This is a genomic window from Streptomyces klenkii (genome assembly GCF_003626645.1).
Classification (GTDB): domain Bacteria; phylum Actinomycetota; class Actinomycetes; order Streptomycetales; family Streptomycetaceae; genus Streptomyces; species Streptomyces klenkii.
This window is the reverse complement of record NZ_RBAM01000009.1, coordinates 1-15,403: the sequence shown is the minus strand read 5'-3', so window position 1 is coordinate 15,403 and position 15,403 is coordinate 1. Positions and strand designations below refer to the sequence as shown.

17 protein-coding genes and 3 pseudogenes are annotated in these 15,403 nt (G+C 70.0%); 14 read left to right on the top strand and 6 right to left on the bottom strand.

Annotated elements, in window-relative coordinates:
* Positions 1–110: 110 nt before the first annotated feature.
* From D7231_RS21875 to D7231_RS21865, 3 genes are read left to right on the top strand one after another with little or no spacing between them, the layout of a single operon-like run.
* Complete coding sequence (locus D7231_RS21875) at positions 111–713, top strand: chorismate pyruvate-lyase family protein (protein WP_120757208.1); 603 nt, start codon at positions 111–113, stop codon at positions 711–713.
* Between the two features lies 1 nt (position 714).
* Positions 715–2,256, top strand: a complete 1,542-nt coding sequence (locus D7231_RS21870) for a class I adenylate-forming enzyme family protein (protein ID WP_120757207.1) — start codon at positions 715–717, stop codon at positions 2,254–2,256.
* The gene (locus tag D7231_RS21865) at positions 2,243–3,052 is read left to right on the top strand and encodes an SDR family NAD(P)-dependent oxidoreductase (RefSeq protein ID WP_120757206.1); all 810 of its coding nucleotides are present in this window, start codon (positions 2,243–2,245) and stop codon (positions 3,050–3,052) included. Before D7231_RS21870 ends, D7231_RS21865 begins: the two co-directional genes overlap by 14 nt.
* A gap of 67 nt (positions 3,053–3,119) precedes the next feature.
* On the opposite strand, the gene D7231_RS36580 is transcribed toward D7231_RS21865, so the two are convergent.
* Together D7231_RS36580 and D7231_RS21860 are read right to left on the bottom strand one after the other, a co-directional pair.
* Positions 3,120–3,269 (bottom strand): hypothetical protein, encoded by a 150-nt coding sequence (locus tag D7231_RS36580; RefSeq protein ID WP_158673792.1) that lies wholly within the window; start codon positions 3,267–3,269, stop codon positions 3,120–3,122.
* A complete protein-coding gene (locus D7231_RS21860; protein ID WP_120757205.1) occupies positions 3,269–3,520 on the bottom strand; it encodes a hypothetical protein in 252 nt (83 codons plus the stop codon). The genes D7231_RS36580 and D7231_RS21860 overlap by 1 nt, the downstream gene beginning before the upstream one ends.
* A gap of 175 nt (positions 3,521–3,695) precedes the next feature.
* On the opposite strand from D7231_RS21860, the gene D7231_RS21855 reads away from it, so the two are divergent.
* From D7231_RS21855 to D7231_RS21830, 6 genes and pseudogenes are all read left to right on the top strand, one after another.
* On the top strand, positions 3,696–4,274 hold the full coding sequence (locus tag D7231_RS21855) for a TetR/AcrR family transcriptional regulator (RefSeq protein ID WP_120757204.1): 579 nt from the start codon (positions 3,696–3,698) through the stop codon (positions 4,272–4,274).
* 169 nt (positions 4,275–4,443) lie between these two features.
* The gene (locus D7231_RS21850; protein ID WP_120757203.1) at positions 4,444–5,376 is read left to right on the top strand and encodes an MBL fold metallo-hydrolase; all 933 of its coding nucleotides are present in this window, start codon (positions 4,444–4,446) and stop codon (positions 5,374–5,376) included.
* A gap of 205 nt (positions 5,377–5,581) precedes the next feature.
* On the top strand, positions 5,582–5,791 hold the full coding sequence (locus D7231_RS21845; protein ID WP_120757202.1) for a hypothetical protein: 210 nt from the start codon (positions 5,582–5,584) through the stop codon (positions 5,789–5,791).
* Positions 5,778–7,169 carry an amidase gene (locus tag D7231_RS21840; RefSeq protein WP_120757201.1) on the top strand — a complete coding sequence of 464 codons (1,392 nt, stop codon included), beginning with the start codon at positions 5,778–5,780 and terminating at the stop codon, positions 7,167–7,169. The genes D7231_RS21845 and D7231_RS21840 overlap by 14 nt, the downstream gene beginning before the upstream one ends.
* Positions 7,170–7,396: 227 nt before the next feature.
* Positions 7,397–8,190 (top strand): annotated as a pseudogene (locus tag D7231_RS21835) (IS630 family transposase); the annotation flags it as partial.
* Between the two features lie 103 nt (positions 8,191–8,293).
* Positions 8,294–9,514 carry a lipase family protein gene (locus D7231_RS21830; protein WP_120757200.1) on the top strand — a complete coding sequence of 407 codons (1,221 nt, stop codon included), beginning with the start codon at positions 8,294–8,296 and terminating at the stop codon, positions 9,512–9,514.
* A gap of 101 nt (positions 9,515–9,615) precedes the next feature.
* Here the strand turns inward: D7231_RS21830 and D7231_RS21825 are convergent, their stop codons facing one another.
* Positions 9,616–9,816, bottom strand: a complete 201-nt coding sequence (locus tag D7231_RS21825; protein WP_120757199.1) for a transposase — start codon at positions 9,814–9,816, stop codon at positions 9,616–9,618.
* A 264-nt stretch (positions 9,817–10,080) separates the two neighbouring features.
* Entirely contained in the window at positions 10,081–10,638 is a 558-nt protein-coding gene (locus D7231_RS21820) for a TetR/AcrR family transcriptional regulator (protein WP_120757198.1), read from the bottom strand.
* 72 nt (positions 10,639–10,710) lie between these two features.
* On the opposite strand from D7231_RS21820, the gene D7231_RS21815 reads away from it, so the two are divergent.
* Complete coding sequence (locus D7231_RS21815) at positions 10,711–11,868, top strand: FAD-dependent monooxygenase (protein ID WP_120757197.1); 1,158 nt, start codon at positions 10,711–10,713, stop codon at positions 11,866–11,868.
* Positions 11,869–11,986: 118 nt separating this feature from the next.
* Entirely contained in the window at positions 11,987–12,424 is a 438-nt protein-coding gene (locus tag D7231_RS21810) for a DUF6882 domain-containing protein (RefSeq protein ID WP_228775009.1), read from the top strand.
* A gap of 72 nt (positions 12,425–12,496) precedes the next feature.
* Here D7231_RS21810 and D7231_RS21805 read toward each other — a convergent pair whose 3' ends face one another.
* The gene (locus D7231_RS21805) at positions 12,497–12,916 is read right to left on the bottom strand and encodes a winged helix-turn-helix transcriptional regulator (protein WP_120757196.1); all 420 of its coding nucleotides are present in this window, start codon (positions 12,914–12,916) and stop codon (positions 12,497–12,499) included.
* An 87-nt stretch (positions 12,917–13,003) separates the two neighbouring features.
* Between D7231_RS21805 and D7231_RS21800 the strand changes: the two genes are divergently transcribed.
* Together D7231_RS21800 and D7231_RS21795 are read left to right on the top strand one after the other, a co-directional pair.
* On the top strand, positions 13,004–13,894 hold the full coding sequence (locus D7231_RS21800; protein WP_120757195.1) for an NAD(P)H-binding protein: 891 nt from the start codon (positions 13,004–13,006) through the stop codon (positions 13,892–13,894).
* Between the two features lie 17 nt (positions 13,895–13,911).
* Positions 13,912–14,541 (top strand): annotated as a pseudogene (locus D7231_RS21795) (IS5 family transposase); the annotation flags it as partial.
* A 207-nt stretch (positions 14,542–14,748) separates the two neighbouring features.
* Here D7231_RS21795 and D7231_RS21790 read toward each other — a convergent pair.
* A complete protein-coding gene (locus D7231_RS21790) occupies positions 14,749–15,093 on the bottom strand; it encodes an ester cyclase (RefSeq protein WP_228775014.1) in 345 nt (114 codons plus the stop codon).
* 225 nt (positions 15,094–15,318) lie between these two features.
* On the opposite strand from D7231_RS21790, the pseudogene D7231_RS38540 reads away from it, so the two are divergent.
* Positions 15,319–15,403 (top strand): annotated as a pseudogene (locus tag D7231_RS38540) (IS5/IS1182 family transposase); the annotation flags it as partial.

Sequence of the window (15,403 nt, the reverse complement as noted above, 5' to 3'; positions counted from 1 at the left end):
CAGTGGGCGCGGATCGAGCCGTTGTTCCTGGACCGGGCTTCGCACGGAGCCGGTAATGACTCTCCGATGGGAGAACCGCCACCGTGCAAGTGACGTTTTCCGGAGAGCACATGATGCGCCACCTCACTGTTCCCGCAGACATCCGCGATGGGTTCCCCACCGGTGACCTCTCGGGGTTCCGGTCGCCTGTCACCCGCATACTGCTCGCCAGCGACGGCTTGACCACCGTCCTGCTCCAGGCGCTCACACAATCAGCCCTCACACCGCAGGTGGACGGCATCGAGACGACGCAGGGGCAGCAGGTGGAGGCGACCGCGCGCGAGCTGCTGCGTCTGGCGACGGGCGATGTGTGCCTGGTGCGCCGCACCCGGTTGGTCAGCCGTACCGGTGAGGTGGTGTCGGCGAACATCGTGACGGCGCAGGCCGGACAGGACGCACGGATCGATGCGGCGATGCAGGACCGTACGCGCCCCATCGGGTTCGCGTTCGCCGCGGCGGGCTTGCCGATGAACCGCCATGTCAGCCGGATCGGCCTGACAAGCTGGCCGCAGGCCCCGGACACGCCTTGTGCCTTCAAGGCCTACACCCTGAACGCCGGCGACAGGCCGTGGGCGTACATCCGCGAACTGTTCAGTCCCCGGATCGTTCCACCCGGGATGCGGGCCGAGCCCGGGATGCGGACCGAGGCGGCGGCAGCTGGGGAGCGTGCTTGAGATGTTCCGTGATGCCCTGATCGACGCCCTCACCGCGGGCGGCGCCCGCGTCGCCGTCCTCGACGAGACCGCGGCCTGTTCCTACGCCGAGTTGGACGCCTGGTCCTCCTCGCTGGCTGACTCGCTGCGCCCGCTGGTGCGGACCCCGGAGGACTGCGCCGCGCTCCTCCTGCCCAACGGTGGTTCCTGGCTCGCCGCGTACCTCGCTGCCCACAAGGCGGGCACGGCGGTGGCACCGATGAACGCCGTGCTCACCGAGCACGAGATCGTCCGCGTGCTGGAGCACGTCCGCCCCCGTGCGCTGCTGACCAGCCCGGAACGGTCGGATGACATCAAGGCACTGTGCGCCGGGCGACGGCTGCCTGTGGACGTCATCGTGGTGATGCCGGGGCCGGGAAGGCATGTCGTGCGCGGTCCACGCGGAGCGGCAGGGACCGCGAAGACGCGGGCGGACACCGGGCGCGTCGCGGACGCCCCTTGCATGATCATGCATACATCGGGATCGACGGGCGTCTGCCGTCCCGTGATCCAGACGGAACAGGCGCTTCACCTCGCGACCGGCTTCTGGCGCGGCCGGCACCGCAACTCCGATGACGTGGTGGCCGTTCCCATCCCCCTCGCGCACACGTACGGCCATCTCGCGGCGATCTCCACGCTGCTGGCCGGGGCGACGCTGCTGACCTCCTCCCGCGCCTTCGAGCCGGCCTGGTGGCTGGAGCAGCTGGTCGCTCGCGACGTCACCGTCATCGAGGCGGTGCCGACCGTCTACCGCAGGCTGCTGGAGGCCGCCGGTCAGCGATGGCGGCCGGCCGCTTTGCGGCGCTGCCTGAGTGCGGGGCAGCAGACGCCCGCCGACCTGCGCCGCGACTGGCACCGGCGCACCGGCGTGGAGTTGCTGCAGAGCTGGGGGATGACCGAACTCGCCGGCGCGGGGCTGGGCCCCACCGCTGATTCCTGCCGGGACAGCGCCGGCATCCCGGTGCCGGGCCTGGAAGTCCGCGTCATCGACCCCCAGGCCCCCGGACGCCCCGTGCCGGCCGGTACGGTCGGCGAACTGTGGGTGCGGGGCTCCCAGGTCACCCCCGGCTACCGTACGGGCTCCGGACAGCTGGCCCCCGTCACCGACGACGACGGCTGGCTGCGCACCGGCGATCTGGTGGTCCGCGACGGGCACGAGTGCGTCCGCATCGTCGGACGGTCCAAGGACACCATCATGACCGGCGGGTACAGTGTGCAGCCCGCCGAGATCGAGGACGTACTGCGCACTCATCCCGGGGTCGAGGACGCCGCCGTGATCGCCCGTCCCGACCGCCGGCGCGGCGAAGTCCCCCACGCCGTGATCGTTCCCCGGCACCACAGCCGACCGGACGCCGAGGAACTGCTCAGCCACTGCCGCGGCCTGCTCGCCCGGTACAAGGTGCCCCGCTCCATCGACTTCGCCGAGCGGCTGCCCCTTTCGGTCACCGGCAAACTCGACCGTGGCGCACTGCGCGGCCGCTACGGCGCGCCCGAGCAGGAGGACACGCCTCATGTTGTCGGATGACGGGACCCATGAGTCTGTCGCCGGTGATCCGCCTGTTGCCGTGATCACTGGTGCTACCGGCGGACTCGGTGCGGCCATCGCCACCGCCTGTGCCGAACGGGGATTCCGGCTGGCTCTCGTCGCGCGGACCCGCTCAGCGCTTGAGCACCTGGCTGCGGCGCTGCCCTCACAGCCAGGCGGTGCGGTCATGACGGTGTGCGCCGATGTCAGCGACACGGCGGCCGCTGCCATCGCCATGCAGAAGATCTATGCAGACTTCGGCCGCATTGATGTCCTCGTCGACAACGCCGGCGTGGAGGGCCCGATCGGCCTCACCTGGGAGATCCCCGTCGAACAGTGGTGGGAGGCGGTACGCGTCAACACGCTGAGCACCGTCGCCACAGTGCACGCCGTGATTCCGCTGATGGCTCGTCATGGCGGTGGCCGCGTCATCAGCATCAGCAGCGCTGCGGGACGGCACCGCTGGCCCACCTTGTCCTCCTACTCCGTCGCCAAGGCCGCCGGCATCACGTTCATCGAGAACATCGCCAGCGAAGCCCGTCCCTACGGAGTCCTGGCCTTCAGTCTGCATCCCGGGATCGTGGCGACCGGACTCACCACGAGCGCACTGGGCGAGACCGACTCCACCGACCCCTGGCGCCGACGCCGCGCCCTCTGGCTCCGCGAGCAGATCGAAGCAGGGCGGGCCGTTCCACTCCCCCGAGCGGTCACCGCCGTCCTCGAACTGGCCACGGGCCCGGCGGCGGACCTGTCCGGCCGCTACCTGACGGTCGAAGACGTCGCCTTGTCGCGGTAGCCGGCTTCAGGGGGTGCCGCGGCAGAGAAACGGGGCTGCCCCGGGCGATGGCCCGGGGCAGCCCTGTTCACGCAAGCAGGTCAAAGTCCTTCGGCATCCGCTCCATCAGGCTCGAGGCCATCTCGATCTCCTGCGGGTGCACCTTCACCGAGGCGGGCGGTGCGAGGCCTTCCGGGTCGCGGACCTCGTCCGGCCGGAGCATCGTGTGGACGGCCATCAGGTCCCCGTGGACGCGGAGCAGGGAAAGGAATTCGCGGGCGCGCCGACGGTGACGCGGTCGGTCTGCCCCAGCGTGTCGCGCAGGAGGAAGCGGCGGGCGATCGGCAGCCGGAGAGCGCCCCGGGCCGTGAGAGCGGCGACCCGGGCGACGGTCGCGGCCGCGCGGGTGCCGGACATCATGGTGATGCCGTGCCGCTTGGCCGGCGGCGGGCTGGCCAGCGTCACGATCCGGCCCTTGTTCCCGGTCACGGCGATCGAGACGGTGATCGCCTCCTCCCCCTCGCAAAGAACGGGAACTCGATGTGCGGAACAGGCGACCCACCGAGGGATTGGACCGCGTGCCACGGCCGACGGTGTGCGAGGGCCGCTTCGCTTCCGGCCGACCGTTTCGGCAGACGCAATTTCTTCGCATTAGGCTGTTCCCATGAGTGCCCGAGCGACCACACGCCCCGGCGGGCGCAGCGCCCGCGTCCAGCAGTCCGTACACCAGGCGGTCCGTGATCTTGAGGCGGAGGTGGGGCGGGGAGCGCTGACCGTGCCGCTGATCGCGGCCCGTGCGGGGGTCACGCCGTCCACCGTCTACCGCCGCTGGGGGGACCTGCGGGAATTGTTGTCCGACGTGGCCGTCGAGCGGCTGCGCCCGGATGCCCCGCCGGCCGACCACGGCGGCCTGCGAGCCGACCTGGAGGCGTGGACCGTGCAATTCGCCGAAGAAATGTCCTCGGCGCCGGGTCGCACGTACATCCGCGACGCCCTGCTGGGCGACCCGGGGCAGGGCAGCGCGGTGCGCTGCTCCGACTACGCCGCCGAGCAGTTGAAGGCCATCGGCGTGCGCGCAGCCGGGCGCGGGGAGGCCGTGCCGGACTTGGAGACGCTGCTGGACGTCGTGGTCGCCCCGCTGATGTACCGGATCCTGTTCCGCCCCTCGGAGCTGTCCCAGGCGTACGTCGGCCGCTTGGTGGCGGCGGCGCTCGGTCGCGCCGGGTCCCCTTCAGGCACATAAAAGCTAAGGGTTTGCGTTTAGGGTTCCGTCGATCTAGAGTGCTTAAAGCAAAGCAATCGCCTTAAGGGTCCGCGCCATGCCACAGCCGCACACGACCCGACCGGGCCTGTCCTTTCCACAGCACGTCATCCCGCCCGCACCGCCCAGCGCCGCCGAAAGGGCCCTGCCGATGAACCCCGCCACCCCCCGTCAGGCCACCCCCGCCACCAGCACGGGATGGCGCCTCGGCGATATCGTCGTGCGCCGCGTCGACGAGATCGAACTGCCTCGGCAGACCGGACCGTGGCTGCTGCCGGACGCCACCAGGGAGGTGCTGGACGAGGCGTCGTGGCTGCGCCCCGATTTCGCCGACTCCGAGGTCCCGCGGCTGGCGAGCCACAGCTTCGCGGTGGAGGCCGGCGGACTGCGGATCGTCGTGGACACCGGCATCGGCAACGGCAAGCCCCGCGCCAACCCGGCCTGGAACGGTCTCGACACCGACTTCCTGGAGCGGCTGGCGGCGGCCGGCTTCCCGCCCGAGTCCGTGGACCTGGTGATCACCACGCACCTGCACACCGACCACGTCGGCTGGAACACCCGCCTCGTCGGCGAGGACTGGGTCCCCGCCTTCCCCAACGCCCGCTACGTCACCAGCCGCACCGAATGGGACCACTGGGCCGCCACCGACCTGGATGAGGCCCGCACCCAGATGTTCCGCGACTCCGTCCGTCCCGTCCGCGACGCCGGACAGTACGACCTCGTGGACGTGCCCGAGCAGGGGCACGAGGTGGCGCCGGGTGTCCTCCTGATCCCCGCCCCGGGCCACACCCCCGGGCAGGTCGCCGTCGAACTGCGCGGCAGCGACCGGCGGGCGCTGATCACCGGCGACAGCATCCACCACCCCGTGCAGCTGTCCCACCCCCACGTGCACAGCTGCGTCGACATTGACCCCTCCCAGGCGATCCGCACCCGCGCCCGGCTGCTCGACGGCGTGGCGGACACCGACGCGCTGCTCCTGGGCACGCACTTCCCGCGGCCCACGGCCGGCACCGTCCGCCGGGAGCACGGCCGCTACCGGCTGCTCGCCGAGCACGGCGGCGAGATCCCGGCCACCGCTGCCTGACCACGCGGCCGGTGTCCGGCGCCCGGCGGTGTTCGGTGGCCCACGCGCGAGCCACTGAACAGCCGCGCCACTGAACAGCCGCACCACCGAGCAGTCGTGTCACCGAGCAGTCGTGTCACCTGTAGGAGCGCCTGACGCCAATCCTTAGCCTTTAGCGCCTTCGGGTACTCCGCCGCTCCACTCCCGACCGAGGAAGAGAAGGTCCATGACCGCCGTCGAACTCACACCGCCGGAGGCCGCCCGCTGGGCCGCCCGCGCCGGGCTTGTGCTGCCCGCCGAACGCCACGCCACGGTGGCCGCCGTCGCCTCCCACATCCACGGCGTCGTCGCGGTCCTGCGCGAGCTGGACTTCGCGGACGTCCCGCCCGCCGCCGCCTACCGCGCCGGACAGGAGCCGCACGATGCAGCCGTATGAGCTGTCCCTCGCCGCCGCCGCGGACGCGATCCGTGCCCGGCAACTCTCCCCCGTCGAACTGGTCGACTCCGTCCTCGGTCGCATCGAGAAAGTGGAACCGCACCTCGGCGCCTACGTCACGGTCACCGCGGAGCAGGCACGCCGGGCGGCGAGCGAGGCCGAACACGAAGCGGCGCACGGCCGGTACCGGGGACCCCTGCACGGCATCCCGATGGGACTCAAGGACCTGATCGACGTCGGCGGGATGGCCACCACGGCCAGCTCCCGGGTACGCGCCGGCCACCGCGCGACGGCGGACAGCACGGTCGCCGCGCGTCTGAGCGCGGCCGGCGCGGTCCTGCTCGGCAAGACCCACACCCACGAATTCGCCTTCGGCCTGACCACTCCGCAGACCCGCAACGCCTGGGACCACGGCCGGGTCGCCGGCGGTTCCAGCGGCGGCTCCGCGGTCGCCGTCGCGTCGGGCACCGCGACCTTCGCCCTGGGCACCGACACCGGCGGGTCGATCCGGGTGCCCGCCGCTCTCAACGGGGTGGTCGGCCTCAAACCGACCTACGGTCTCGTCCCCCGGCACGGCGTCACCTCCCTGTCCTGGTCGCTGGACCACGTCGGTCCGATCACCCGCACCGTCGAGGACGCCGCCCTGATCCTGACCGCGCTGGCCGGACACGACCCGCGAGACCCCGCCTCGCTGCCCGTGCCCGCCACGGACTACCGGCCCGGTGCCGGCACGGACCTGACGGGGCTGCGCATCGGCCTGCCGCGCACCTACTACTTCGACAACGTCGACCCTCGTGTGGAGACCGCCGTCCGGCACGCCATCGGGCAGCTGGAAACCCTGGGCGCACGGCTCGTCGAGGTGGACATCCCGATGACCCGCTACATCCAGGCCACCCAGTGGGGCCTGATGGTGCCGGAGGCCGGGGCCTACCACGAGAGCAGCCTGCGCACGGTCCCCGAGCTGTACCAGGAGGACGTCCGCATCCTCCTGGAGGCAAGCGAGTTGATGAGCGCCGGGGACTACGTACGCGCGCAACGCGCCCGTACGCTCATGCGCGCCGAGTGGGCCCGCATGCTGGAGGAGGTCGACGTGATCGCCGCCCCGAGCGTCCCGATGACCGCTGTCGGCGCCGACGAGGAGACGGTCACCTGGCCCGACGGCACGGTCGAGGGCGTCTCCGACGCCTACGTGCGCCTCTCCGCCCCTGCCAACATCACCGGGGTGCCGGCCCTGACCGTTCCGGTCGGCCACGACTCGGTCGGCATGCCGATCGGCATGCAGCTGCTCGGCCGTCCCCTCGACGAGCCCACCCTCCTGCGGGTCGGCTACGCCTACGAGCAGACACAGCCGGCCCGGGGACTCGCCACGGCGGCCTGAGCGTGGCGCACGGGCGTGCCCTGGCCGGTCACGTGGATCCTTGGCCGGAGCAAGCTGAGCTGCGTTCGGTGATGTGCCGGTTGGCGAGGCTCTCCACCAGGCCGTGCCGGGCGGCGCCGTCCACCACGTATGGCACGAGCTGCCGGCTGAGTGCCTGTGCCCGTCCCGTCCAGCCCGACGGGCGGAACACGACTGTGACCGAGGTTGCGTAGGATCCGAAGATCAGAATCCGGCCGGCCGGTATTGACGCCGAACCGACTTCGCTCTCCCAGCGGGCGGTGCTTGAGGGCTGGGTGCGTCGGCGTTCGACCGCGCAGGCCCTGGCACTGCGGTCGCGGATCGTTCTTGAGTGCGCCGAGGGGCACTCGATCATGGAGGTGTCGCGTCGCCTGCGGAACGCTCCGGACACAGTCCGCACCTGGCGGCGACGCTTCCTTGACCGGGGCCTGGACGGCCTGAGTGATGAGCCGGGGCCAGGTGTTCCGCGCAAGATCAGTGATGCGGATGTCGAGCGGGTCATCGTCAAGACACTGGAAGAGCGGCCGGCGAACGCGACCCACTGGTCGACCCGGTCGATGGCAGCGGCCACGGGGATGTCGCGGTCGGCGATCTCACGGATATGGCGGGCGTTCGCCCTGGCCCCGCACCGGTCGCAGACCTTCAAGCTGTCCACCGACCCGTTGTTCATCGACAAGGTCCGTGATGTCGTTGGGCTGTATCCCGACCCGCCTGAGCGGGCTTTGGTGCTGTGTGTGGACGAGAAGTCTCAGATCCAGGCCCTGGACCGTTCCCAGCCGGTACTGCCGATGATGCCCGGAGTGCCCGAACGCCGCAGCCACGACTACGTCCGCGCGGGCACCACCACCCTCTTCGCCGCTCTGGTACCGCGACCGGCAAGGTCATCGGCTCAATCCACCGCCGGCACCGGGCTGCCGAGTTCAAGAAGTTCCTGGTCAAGCTCGACCAACAGGTCCCTCCTGGTCTTGAGGTGCACCTGATCCTTGACAAAGTCGCCGCCTACTGCCGAAGGATCTCCGACTCAGGTCACTAGGGGGTTTTCCCCCTTTGCGGCCCGGGGGGTCGCCCCGTGTCCCGGCGGAGCGGCCGACGGGCATGATCCATCCATGACTTCACGGCGAACAAGTATCCGGATGATGGCTGGTGCGGCGGTCCTCGGCAGTGTGTCCGCCCTGGTGGCTCCGGTCTCGGCGGCGGCCGACTCCCGCAGTGAGCGGGTACAAGGCGGTGCCGTCGTCTCCGTCGAGCAAGCGGCCGACCTTACGGCGGAGGAAGTGGCCGGGGAGCTCCGGGGAAAGATCGACTCGTCCCAGGTCCGCTACGGCGTGACCGCCTATCGGGTCACCTACCGCACCACTGACAGCGCGGGCGCCCCCACGACCGCGAGCCAGCTCGTCGTCCTGCCCAAGAACGGCACGCGCCACCTGTCCACCGTCTCCTGGCTGCACGGCACCACCGTCTATCGCAAGGACGTCGCCTCGGAGGATCCGAAGTCGAACGACCGGCTCGTCGCCCTGCTGTTCGCCTCGACCGGGCGTGCCGTTTCGGCGCCCGACTACGTGGGCCTCGGCGCGGGCGAAGGCTTCCACCCCTACGGTGACCCTCGGGCCACCGTCGCGGCCTCGGTGGACGGCTTGCGCGCGGCCCGGACCTTCGCCCACCGCAACGGCCGGGAGCTGAAGCGGAAGGTTCAGGTCAGTGGGTTCTCGCAGGGCGGCCCCGCGACCATGCTGGTAGGCCGGGCACTTCAGCAGGAGGGCGCCGACCGCTACTTCCGGCTGGGGGCACTCGCCCCGGTCAGCGGCCCCTACCACCTCTCGGCCTTCGAGGCTGCCGCGGCCGACGACAAGATTGCCAAATCCGGCATCTACCTCGCCTACTTCGTCACCGCCTGGAACAAGATGTACGGCCTTTACACGTCACCCGGCGATGTCTTCCGCTCCCCCTACGACAGCAAGGTCGAGGGTCTCTTCGACGGCTATCACACCACCGGGCAGATCGTCAGCGAACTCCCGGCGGCCTCCAAGGACCTGTTCACCGAGGACTTCCTGAACAAGATCCGCAAGCCCGACGGTGTCCTGAAGGACAAGCTGCGCCCGATGGACAACACGTGCGACTGGCGGCCGAACGTACCGGTGGAGATCTTCCACGGCCGGGGCGACAGGGACGTCGACTTCAGTCACGCGACCTACTGTGCCGACCAGTTGACGAGGAACGGCGCCGCACACCGGCTGACCGACGTCGGCGACTACGACCACAACGGATCGGTGTGGCAAGCCCTGCCCCGGATCGTCAGGTTCTTCGACGAGTCGGCGAAGACCAACTGAAGACCCGGCGACGGTGTAGTTGGCCTGGGTGAGCCGTGAGGCAGGCCGCCGGCTTTCACCTGGGAGGGGTGGCTGCGGTTGCTCCCGAGGGAGGGGCGGAGTCAGGCGTCCCAGCTCTTCCACGGCCCGAACCGCTCCGGCAGGTCGCGCCACTGCACTCCGGTCCGCGCCCGGTACAGGATCCCGTCGATCACCTGACTACGGTCACGCCATCGTCCACACCGGCCGTTGCTCACCGGCAGGAGCGGCCGCAGCCGTTCCCGCTCCGTATCCGGCAGATTGCCGCGTTCCTCCCGCCCCATGCCCAGGACAACGGTCCGACCAGGCGGCAGTCACGTGATCGACGAGTAACTCTTGGCTCAGGGGCCGACGTATTCGTACACGCCCCCGTGAGGGTGCCGCAGCACCGCTCGGTAACCGTTGGGGGTGGGTTGCGCCGGCATCACCGCGGTGGCACCAGCTGCAATCCCTTCCTCGACGGCAACGGCCAGATCTGCGACCGCCGGAGTGGCACTCACTCCGGTCAGAATGACGGCATGGGCGGAGACAGCTGTGGACGCCCGGTCCTAACGCAGGGCCGCGGCAACCAGCCCTTCGAGGGCCTCTCGCGGTACTTCGCCGCCGCTCACCAGCCGGTCGAAGATCAGTCCGTCGACACAGGTCAGCAAAGTGTGAGAGCGATTCTCGACGTCCGTCACCCCGTGCGCGGTGAGGAACAGCCGGACGGCCTCGCGGCCGGCGTTCTCGCGGGGTACGAGGATCTCGTACAGCTCACGGTCGCGCACGCTTTCGACGGCGCAGGCGTAGCGGGCGAGCGAGCGGCGGCGGCCCTCGCCGGTGAGTCGCTGCCGGGCGAGCAGCGCCAGGCCGTCCACGAGTTCCTCGACGGTGCGCAGGGGTGGAAGCGCTTCGGCCATCGTTTGCAGTTCCGCCTGGTCGAGTTGGACCAGGCGCGTGACGAGGCCGGTGAGCAACGCGGCTCGGGTGCGGAAGTAGGCCGACGTGGTGCCGGGCGGCATGGCCGCTTTGCGGTCGACTGCGCGGTGGGTCAGGCCGCGCATTCCTTCGTCGGCGAGTACGTCGAGAGCCGTGTCCGCGAGGAGGGTGCGCCGTTCCGAAGCCATGGGCTCCTTTCTACACCTGTAGGGCCTCGGATAGGATTCTTTCTACAGGCGTAGAAGGATGGGGGCTTGGGCATGGGCAACACGGCAGTGGTGGTCGGAGGGGGCATCGGCGGGCTGGCCGCCGCGATCGGTCTGCGGCGCATCGGATGGGACGTAACGGTCGTCGAGCGCACGTCCATGCTCGGGGATGCGGGGGCGGGCATCTCACTGGCCGCCAACGGCCTGCGGGCACTGGACGAACTCGGCGTCGGCGAGGCGGTACGGGATGCTTCGCGAGGCCAGTACAGCGGCGGCACTCGCACGCCACGGGGCGGATGGCTGGCCCGGATGGACGGCACGGCGCTGGAGAAGGCGGTGGGCACGCCGATCATGGGTATCCCCCGCTCCACCTTGCACCGGCTGCTCCGCGGCTCCCTGCCGACCGAGTCACTCCTGATCGGTTCCGAGGCGGGCTCGGTCGAGCAGGTCGGCCCCGGGAGGATTCGAGTCGACTGCGGCGACACGGTTCTGGAAGCCGATCTGGTGGTGGCGGCCGATGGCATCGGCAGCAAAGTGCGCAGCCATCTTTTCCCCGCCCACCCCGGCCCGGCCTACAGCGGCTCGACAGTACTGCGCGCCATCACCGAACAGGCGGTCGACCTGCGTACCGACTTCGAGCTGACCTGGGGGCACGGGGCCGAGTTCGGGCACATCGCCTTCCACGACGGCCGGGCCGAGTGGCACGCCGTCCTCAACCTCCCCGCCGGGACGCGGTTCGCCGACCCGCTGGCCGAACTGCGCAGGCGATTCCACTCCTGGCACGGTTCGATTCCCGCCCTGCTCGACGCGACCCGGGCTACCGCCGTGCTGCACCACGACGTCAACGAACTCCGCGTACCGCTCCCCTCGTACGCGGTCGGCCGGACCGCTCTGCTCGGCGACGCGGCACACGCGATGACCCCCAATCTCGGACAGGGCGCGTGCCAGGCGCTGGAGGACGCGGTCACCCTGGCCGCGGCACTCGCCACCGAGCCCAGCGTCGAGGCCGCGCTCGCCCGCTACGATGCCGAGCGCCGACCGCGGACCCAGGCCGTCGCGCGGGCCGCCCGGCAGGCCGGGCGGATGGGCCAGCAGCTCTCCCACCCCCTGGCCGTCGCCCTGCGGAACACGGCGATGCGGCTGACACCTTCCCGCGCCACCACGCGCATGATCCTGCGGCACCACGCCTGGGTCCCGCCACGGCTGACCTGATCCGACTCACCTCTGGCCACATGCCGGGTGGCAGGATCTTGCCGACAGTTCCGCACGAGGAGACACCGTGACCGTGGACGACCGCTCGAAGCATGACCACTCCGACTAGGAAGCGGTCGTGCTCGCGGCTCGCGAGCGGGCGCGCTCACGGCAGGCACTCATGGTCGAGCGCTTCGGCCTGTCCGGAGACGTGCAATACGACTGGTCGATGAACGACGCGCGGATCACGGGGTCGCGCGACGGCAAGGTCTTTCTCACAGGCCGACTCACCATGATCGGCAGCGTCAGCGTTGCCCAGCAGACCTGGCTGTGGTCCTGGGCGAACGAGTCACTCCCGCACGCCGCCCTGGGCGACATGGAGAAGGTGCGGCAGTTCGGCGAGGAGAACGACTACCCCGCCCTTCCTTGGCCAGGCTTCACGTACGACCCCGAACTCGTCGCCGAGGCTCGGATGGTCGCGGCCTCCGTGCTCGACGCCGACGGACTGTGGGCGGAGTTGATGGACGACGTGCAACTCCACTTCATGATCCATGACTTGGCGCTCACTGCCGAGTGACAGCGACAGCGACGGTTGCACGGATCCCCAGGCCGCGCCGGACGATCGGTTGTGCGGTGCCGCCGTTTCTCGTCAGCGGATGTCGTGGTCGGGGTGCGTCTGGTCGTACGCGTGCCGGGCTTCGGCGATGACGCCTCGGTGCGTGAGTGACCAGTCGGCGAGCGCCTTGACCAGGTGGGTCAGGCCGGCTCCGGTCTCGGTGAGGCGGTAGTCGACCTGGGCCGGGACGGTCGGGTACACGGTGCGCAGTACGAGGCCGTCGCGTTCGAGTCTGCGGACGGTGAGGGTGAGCATGCGCTGGGAGATGCCGTCGATGGCGCGCTGCAGTTCGCGGAACCGGCGGGGCCCGCCCGCGAGCTCGACGATCACGAGCACCGACCATTTGTCGCCGATGCGGTCAAGGACGTCGCGGATCCCGCAGTCGGGATGGTCTTCGCGGCCACAGGGGTCGAGGTCGGCGGGGGCGGTTACTCCGGTGTGCGTGGCTGACATCAAAGTGCCTTCTTGTGGCCGGCGGGCGTGCGATCGAGGATCAAGCATAGTTACTGATGAGAACCACGACGGAAGACTGCGATTGACATGATCTTGGTGACGGGAGCAAACGGGAACCTCGGCGCGGCCATGCTCGCGGCGCTACGCGCCGGCGGCGCCACCGCCGCGGGCGGCAGCCGCACGCCGGGCGAGGGGACGCGGCACCTCGACTTTGACGATCACGCGAGCCTCGATCTCACCGGGGTGTCGACCTTGGTGCTGATTTCTGCCGGTTACGCCGAGGACGACCAGGTCGTCGGCCGGCACAAGGCGGTCCTGGACGCCGCCGTCCGTGACGGCGTGCGCCACGTCGTGTACACGAGCCTGACCACAGCCGGCGACCATCTCGGTTTCGCGCTTGCGCACCGTGCCACCGAGCGCCTTGTGCGGGTGAGCGGCCTGCCGTGGACGATCCTGCGCAACGGCCTGTACGCCGAGCTCTTCGGCGGCCTGCTGATGTGGGCCGGTAATGGTGTGGAGTCCGCCTTCGGGGACGGCGCCCTGGCGGCGGTCGCGCGGGAGGATCTCGCCGACGCCGCGGCGATCATTGCGGCGAATCCGACGCGGCACAGCGGGCGCGTCTATGACCTCGTCGGCACGCCGATCACCGCAGAGCAGGTGGCTGACGAACTCGGCGTCTCGCACCGCACCATCGGCCTGGACGAGTACCGGCGCAGGCTCCTCGATGAGACGCCGGGGCTCCTGCCGTTCCAGCCCCCCATGCTCGCTTCGATCGCCACGGGCATCCGGCACCGCTTCCTGGACGGCACCACTCCCGACCTCGCGGATCTTCTTGGCCGCCCGGCCCGCGACCCGCTGGCTTCGGCCGTTGCCGCCGCATCCGCCACACGGCCGGAGACCGGTCTCTACTGTAGGGCCTGTTTCAGAAGTGGATCAAGGTCGTGCGATGATCACGGTTCACGGCCCGGGGAGATCTGACGGACGCCCAGTGGGCAGTGCTGGAACCCCTGCTGCCGCAAGGCATCAAGGCCGGCCGGCCACCGGTGCACACCAAACGCCAGCCGATCAACGGGATGCGATTCCGGACCCGCACGGGCATACCGTGGCGGGATCTACCCGAGCGGTACGGGCCGTGGGAGACGGTGTGCGGGCTGTTCCGCCGCTGGCAGCGCGACGGCACGTGGCACCGGATCTTCGAACAGCTCCAGGCCCGGGCTGATGCGAAGGGCCTGATCACCTGGGACATCTCGGTGGACTCAACGATCGCCCGCGCGCAAAAGGGGGACCTGCAGGTCGAGCCGCCCGGCGGCGTGTTCGCCGAGCCCAACGGCCACGGTCTCGGACGCTCACGCGGTGGACTGACCACCAAGATCCATCTGGCGGCCGAGCAGGCGCAGAAGCTGATGTCGCTCGTGATCACGGCCGGACAGCGGGGCGACTCCCCGCAGTTCCAGGTCGTCCTGGGCCGCATCCGTGTGCCGCGTCTCGGCCCGGGTCGGCCGCGCACCCGGCCGGACAAGGTCCGCACCGACAGGGCGTACGGCTCCCGCGCGAACCGCGCCTACCTGCGTAGACGAGGTATCGGCTGCACGATCCCGGAGAAAGCGCGACCAGATCGCCAACCGCAAGAAGCGTGGTTCCCGCGGAGGTCGGCCGCCGAAGTGTGCCAAGGCCGACTACCGCGAGCGCCACGCGGTGGAGTGCGGGATCAACCGCCTCAAGCGCCACCGCGCGGTAGCTACGAGATACGACAAGCTCGCCGTCCGCTACGAAGCAACCGTGCTGATCGCAGCCATCGACGAGTGGCTGTGAGCAGCACGATCACCGCATGGCTACTCAGTCTTCGGCCACTCCCATCCGAGCTGGAGGAAGAGGCCGAGGCGGTCACTCACGGCACGGATCTCGATGATCCTGCCCTCGGTCAGGGTGAAGATCCAGATCGCCTCGTTGTCAAAGCTCCGGCCAGTCGGCTCGGGCATGCGTGGGTGGGTTCCACCGTGGACTCCACGCTGAGTGACGCGGGCGACCACCTGGTCGCCCTCGCCGATCAATTCGTCCACACGGACTGTGAGCGGCTCGAACGCGACCAGCTGCTGACGAAGACCCTCGAACGCGGCTCCCGGCTCGTCGACCTCCCCATGGATGATCTTGTTGTGGTCCACGACATTGTGTGCCATGAACCGGGGAAGGTCCCCGAGCCGACGGTCGCTGACCGCTTCGAAGAAGCCCAGAACGACCTTCTTGTTGTGATCCACCACTGACCACACCCCCGCCTAATCGATTGTCAGTCACCGGATCCTAATCCCCTTGATCCACGGGCCCGTCAGCACGTTCGTGGCCAGCACTTTCGAAACAGGCCCTAAAGCGTGTTCCGCAACCCGGTGAGCGGGCATCTGTCCGGTATGGCTGGGGTTTTGCGGGCCGAGCGGGTGTGGGTGGAGACGTTCACCGGGCTGCGGGCCGGGCAGTTCGAGCGGCTGTTGCGGG

Bases quoted from the DNA above. Each gene is read 5' to 3' on its own strand.
- D7231_RS21875 (WP_120757208.1), top strand. From the start codon at position 111: ATGATGCGCCACCTCACTGTTCCCGCAGACATCCGCGATGGGTTCCCC.
- D7231_RS21870 (WP_120757207.1), top strand. From the start codon at position 715: ATGTTCCGTGATGCCCTGATCGACGCCCTCACCGCGGGCGGCGCCCGC.
- D7231_RS21865 (WP_120757206.1), top strand. From the start codon at position 2,243: ATGTTGTCGGATGACGGGACCCATGAGTCTGTCGCCGGTGATCCGCCT.
- D7231_RS36580 (WP_158673792.1), bottom strand. From the start codon at position 3,269: ATGGCCGTCCACACGATGCTCCGGCCGGACGAGGTCCGCGACCCGGAA.
- D7231_RS21855 (WP_120757204.1), top strand. From the start codon at position 3,696: ATGAGTGCCCGAGCGACCACACGCCCCGGCGGGCGCAGCGCCCGCGTC.
- D7231_RS21850 (WP_120757203.1), top strand. From the start codon at position 4,444: ATGAACCCCGCCACCCCCCGTCAGGCCACCCCCGCCACCAGCACGGGA.
- D7231_RS21845 (WP_120757202.1), top strand. From the start codon at position 5,582: ATGACCGCCGTCGAACTCACACCGCCGGAGGCCGCCCGCTGGGCCGCC.
- D7231_RS21840 (WP_120757201.1), top strand. From the start codon at position 5,778: ATGCAGCCGTATGAGCTGTCCCTCGCCGCCGCCGCGGACGCGATCCGT.
- D7231_RS21830 (WP_120757200.1), top strand. From the start codon at position 8,294: ATGACTTCACGGCGAACAAGTATCCGGATGATGGCTGGTGCGGCGGTC.
- D7231_RS21825 (WP_120757199.1), bottom strand. From the start codon at position 9,816: ATGGGGCGGGAGGAACGCGGCAATCTGCCGGATACGGAGCGGGAACGG.
- D7231_RS21820 (WP_120757198.1), bottom strand. From the start codon at position 10,638: ATGGCTTCGGAACGGCGCACCCTCCTCGCGGACACGGCTCTCGACGTA.
- D7231_RS21815 (WP_120757197.1), top strand. From the start codon at position 10,711: ATGGGCAACACGGCAGTGGTGGTCGGAGGGGGCATCGGCGGGCTGGCC.
- D7231_RS21805 (WP_120757196.1), bottom strand. From the start codon at position 12,916: ATGTCAGCCACGCACACCGGAGTAACCGCCCCCGCCGACCTCGACCCC.
- D7231_RS21800 (WP_120757195.1), top strand. From the start codon at position 13,004: ATGATCTTGGTGACGGGAGCAAACGGGAACCTCGGCGCGGCCATGCTC.
- D7231_RS21790 (WP_228775014.1), bottom strand. From the start codon at position 15,093: ATGGCACACAATGTCGTGGACCACAACAAGATCATCCATGGGGAGGTC.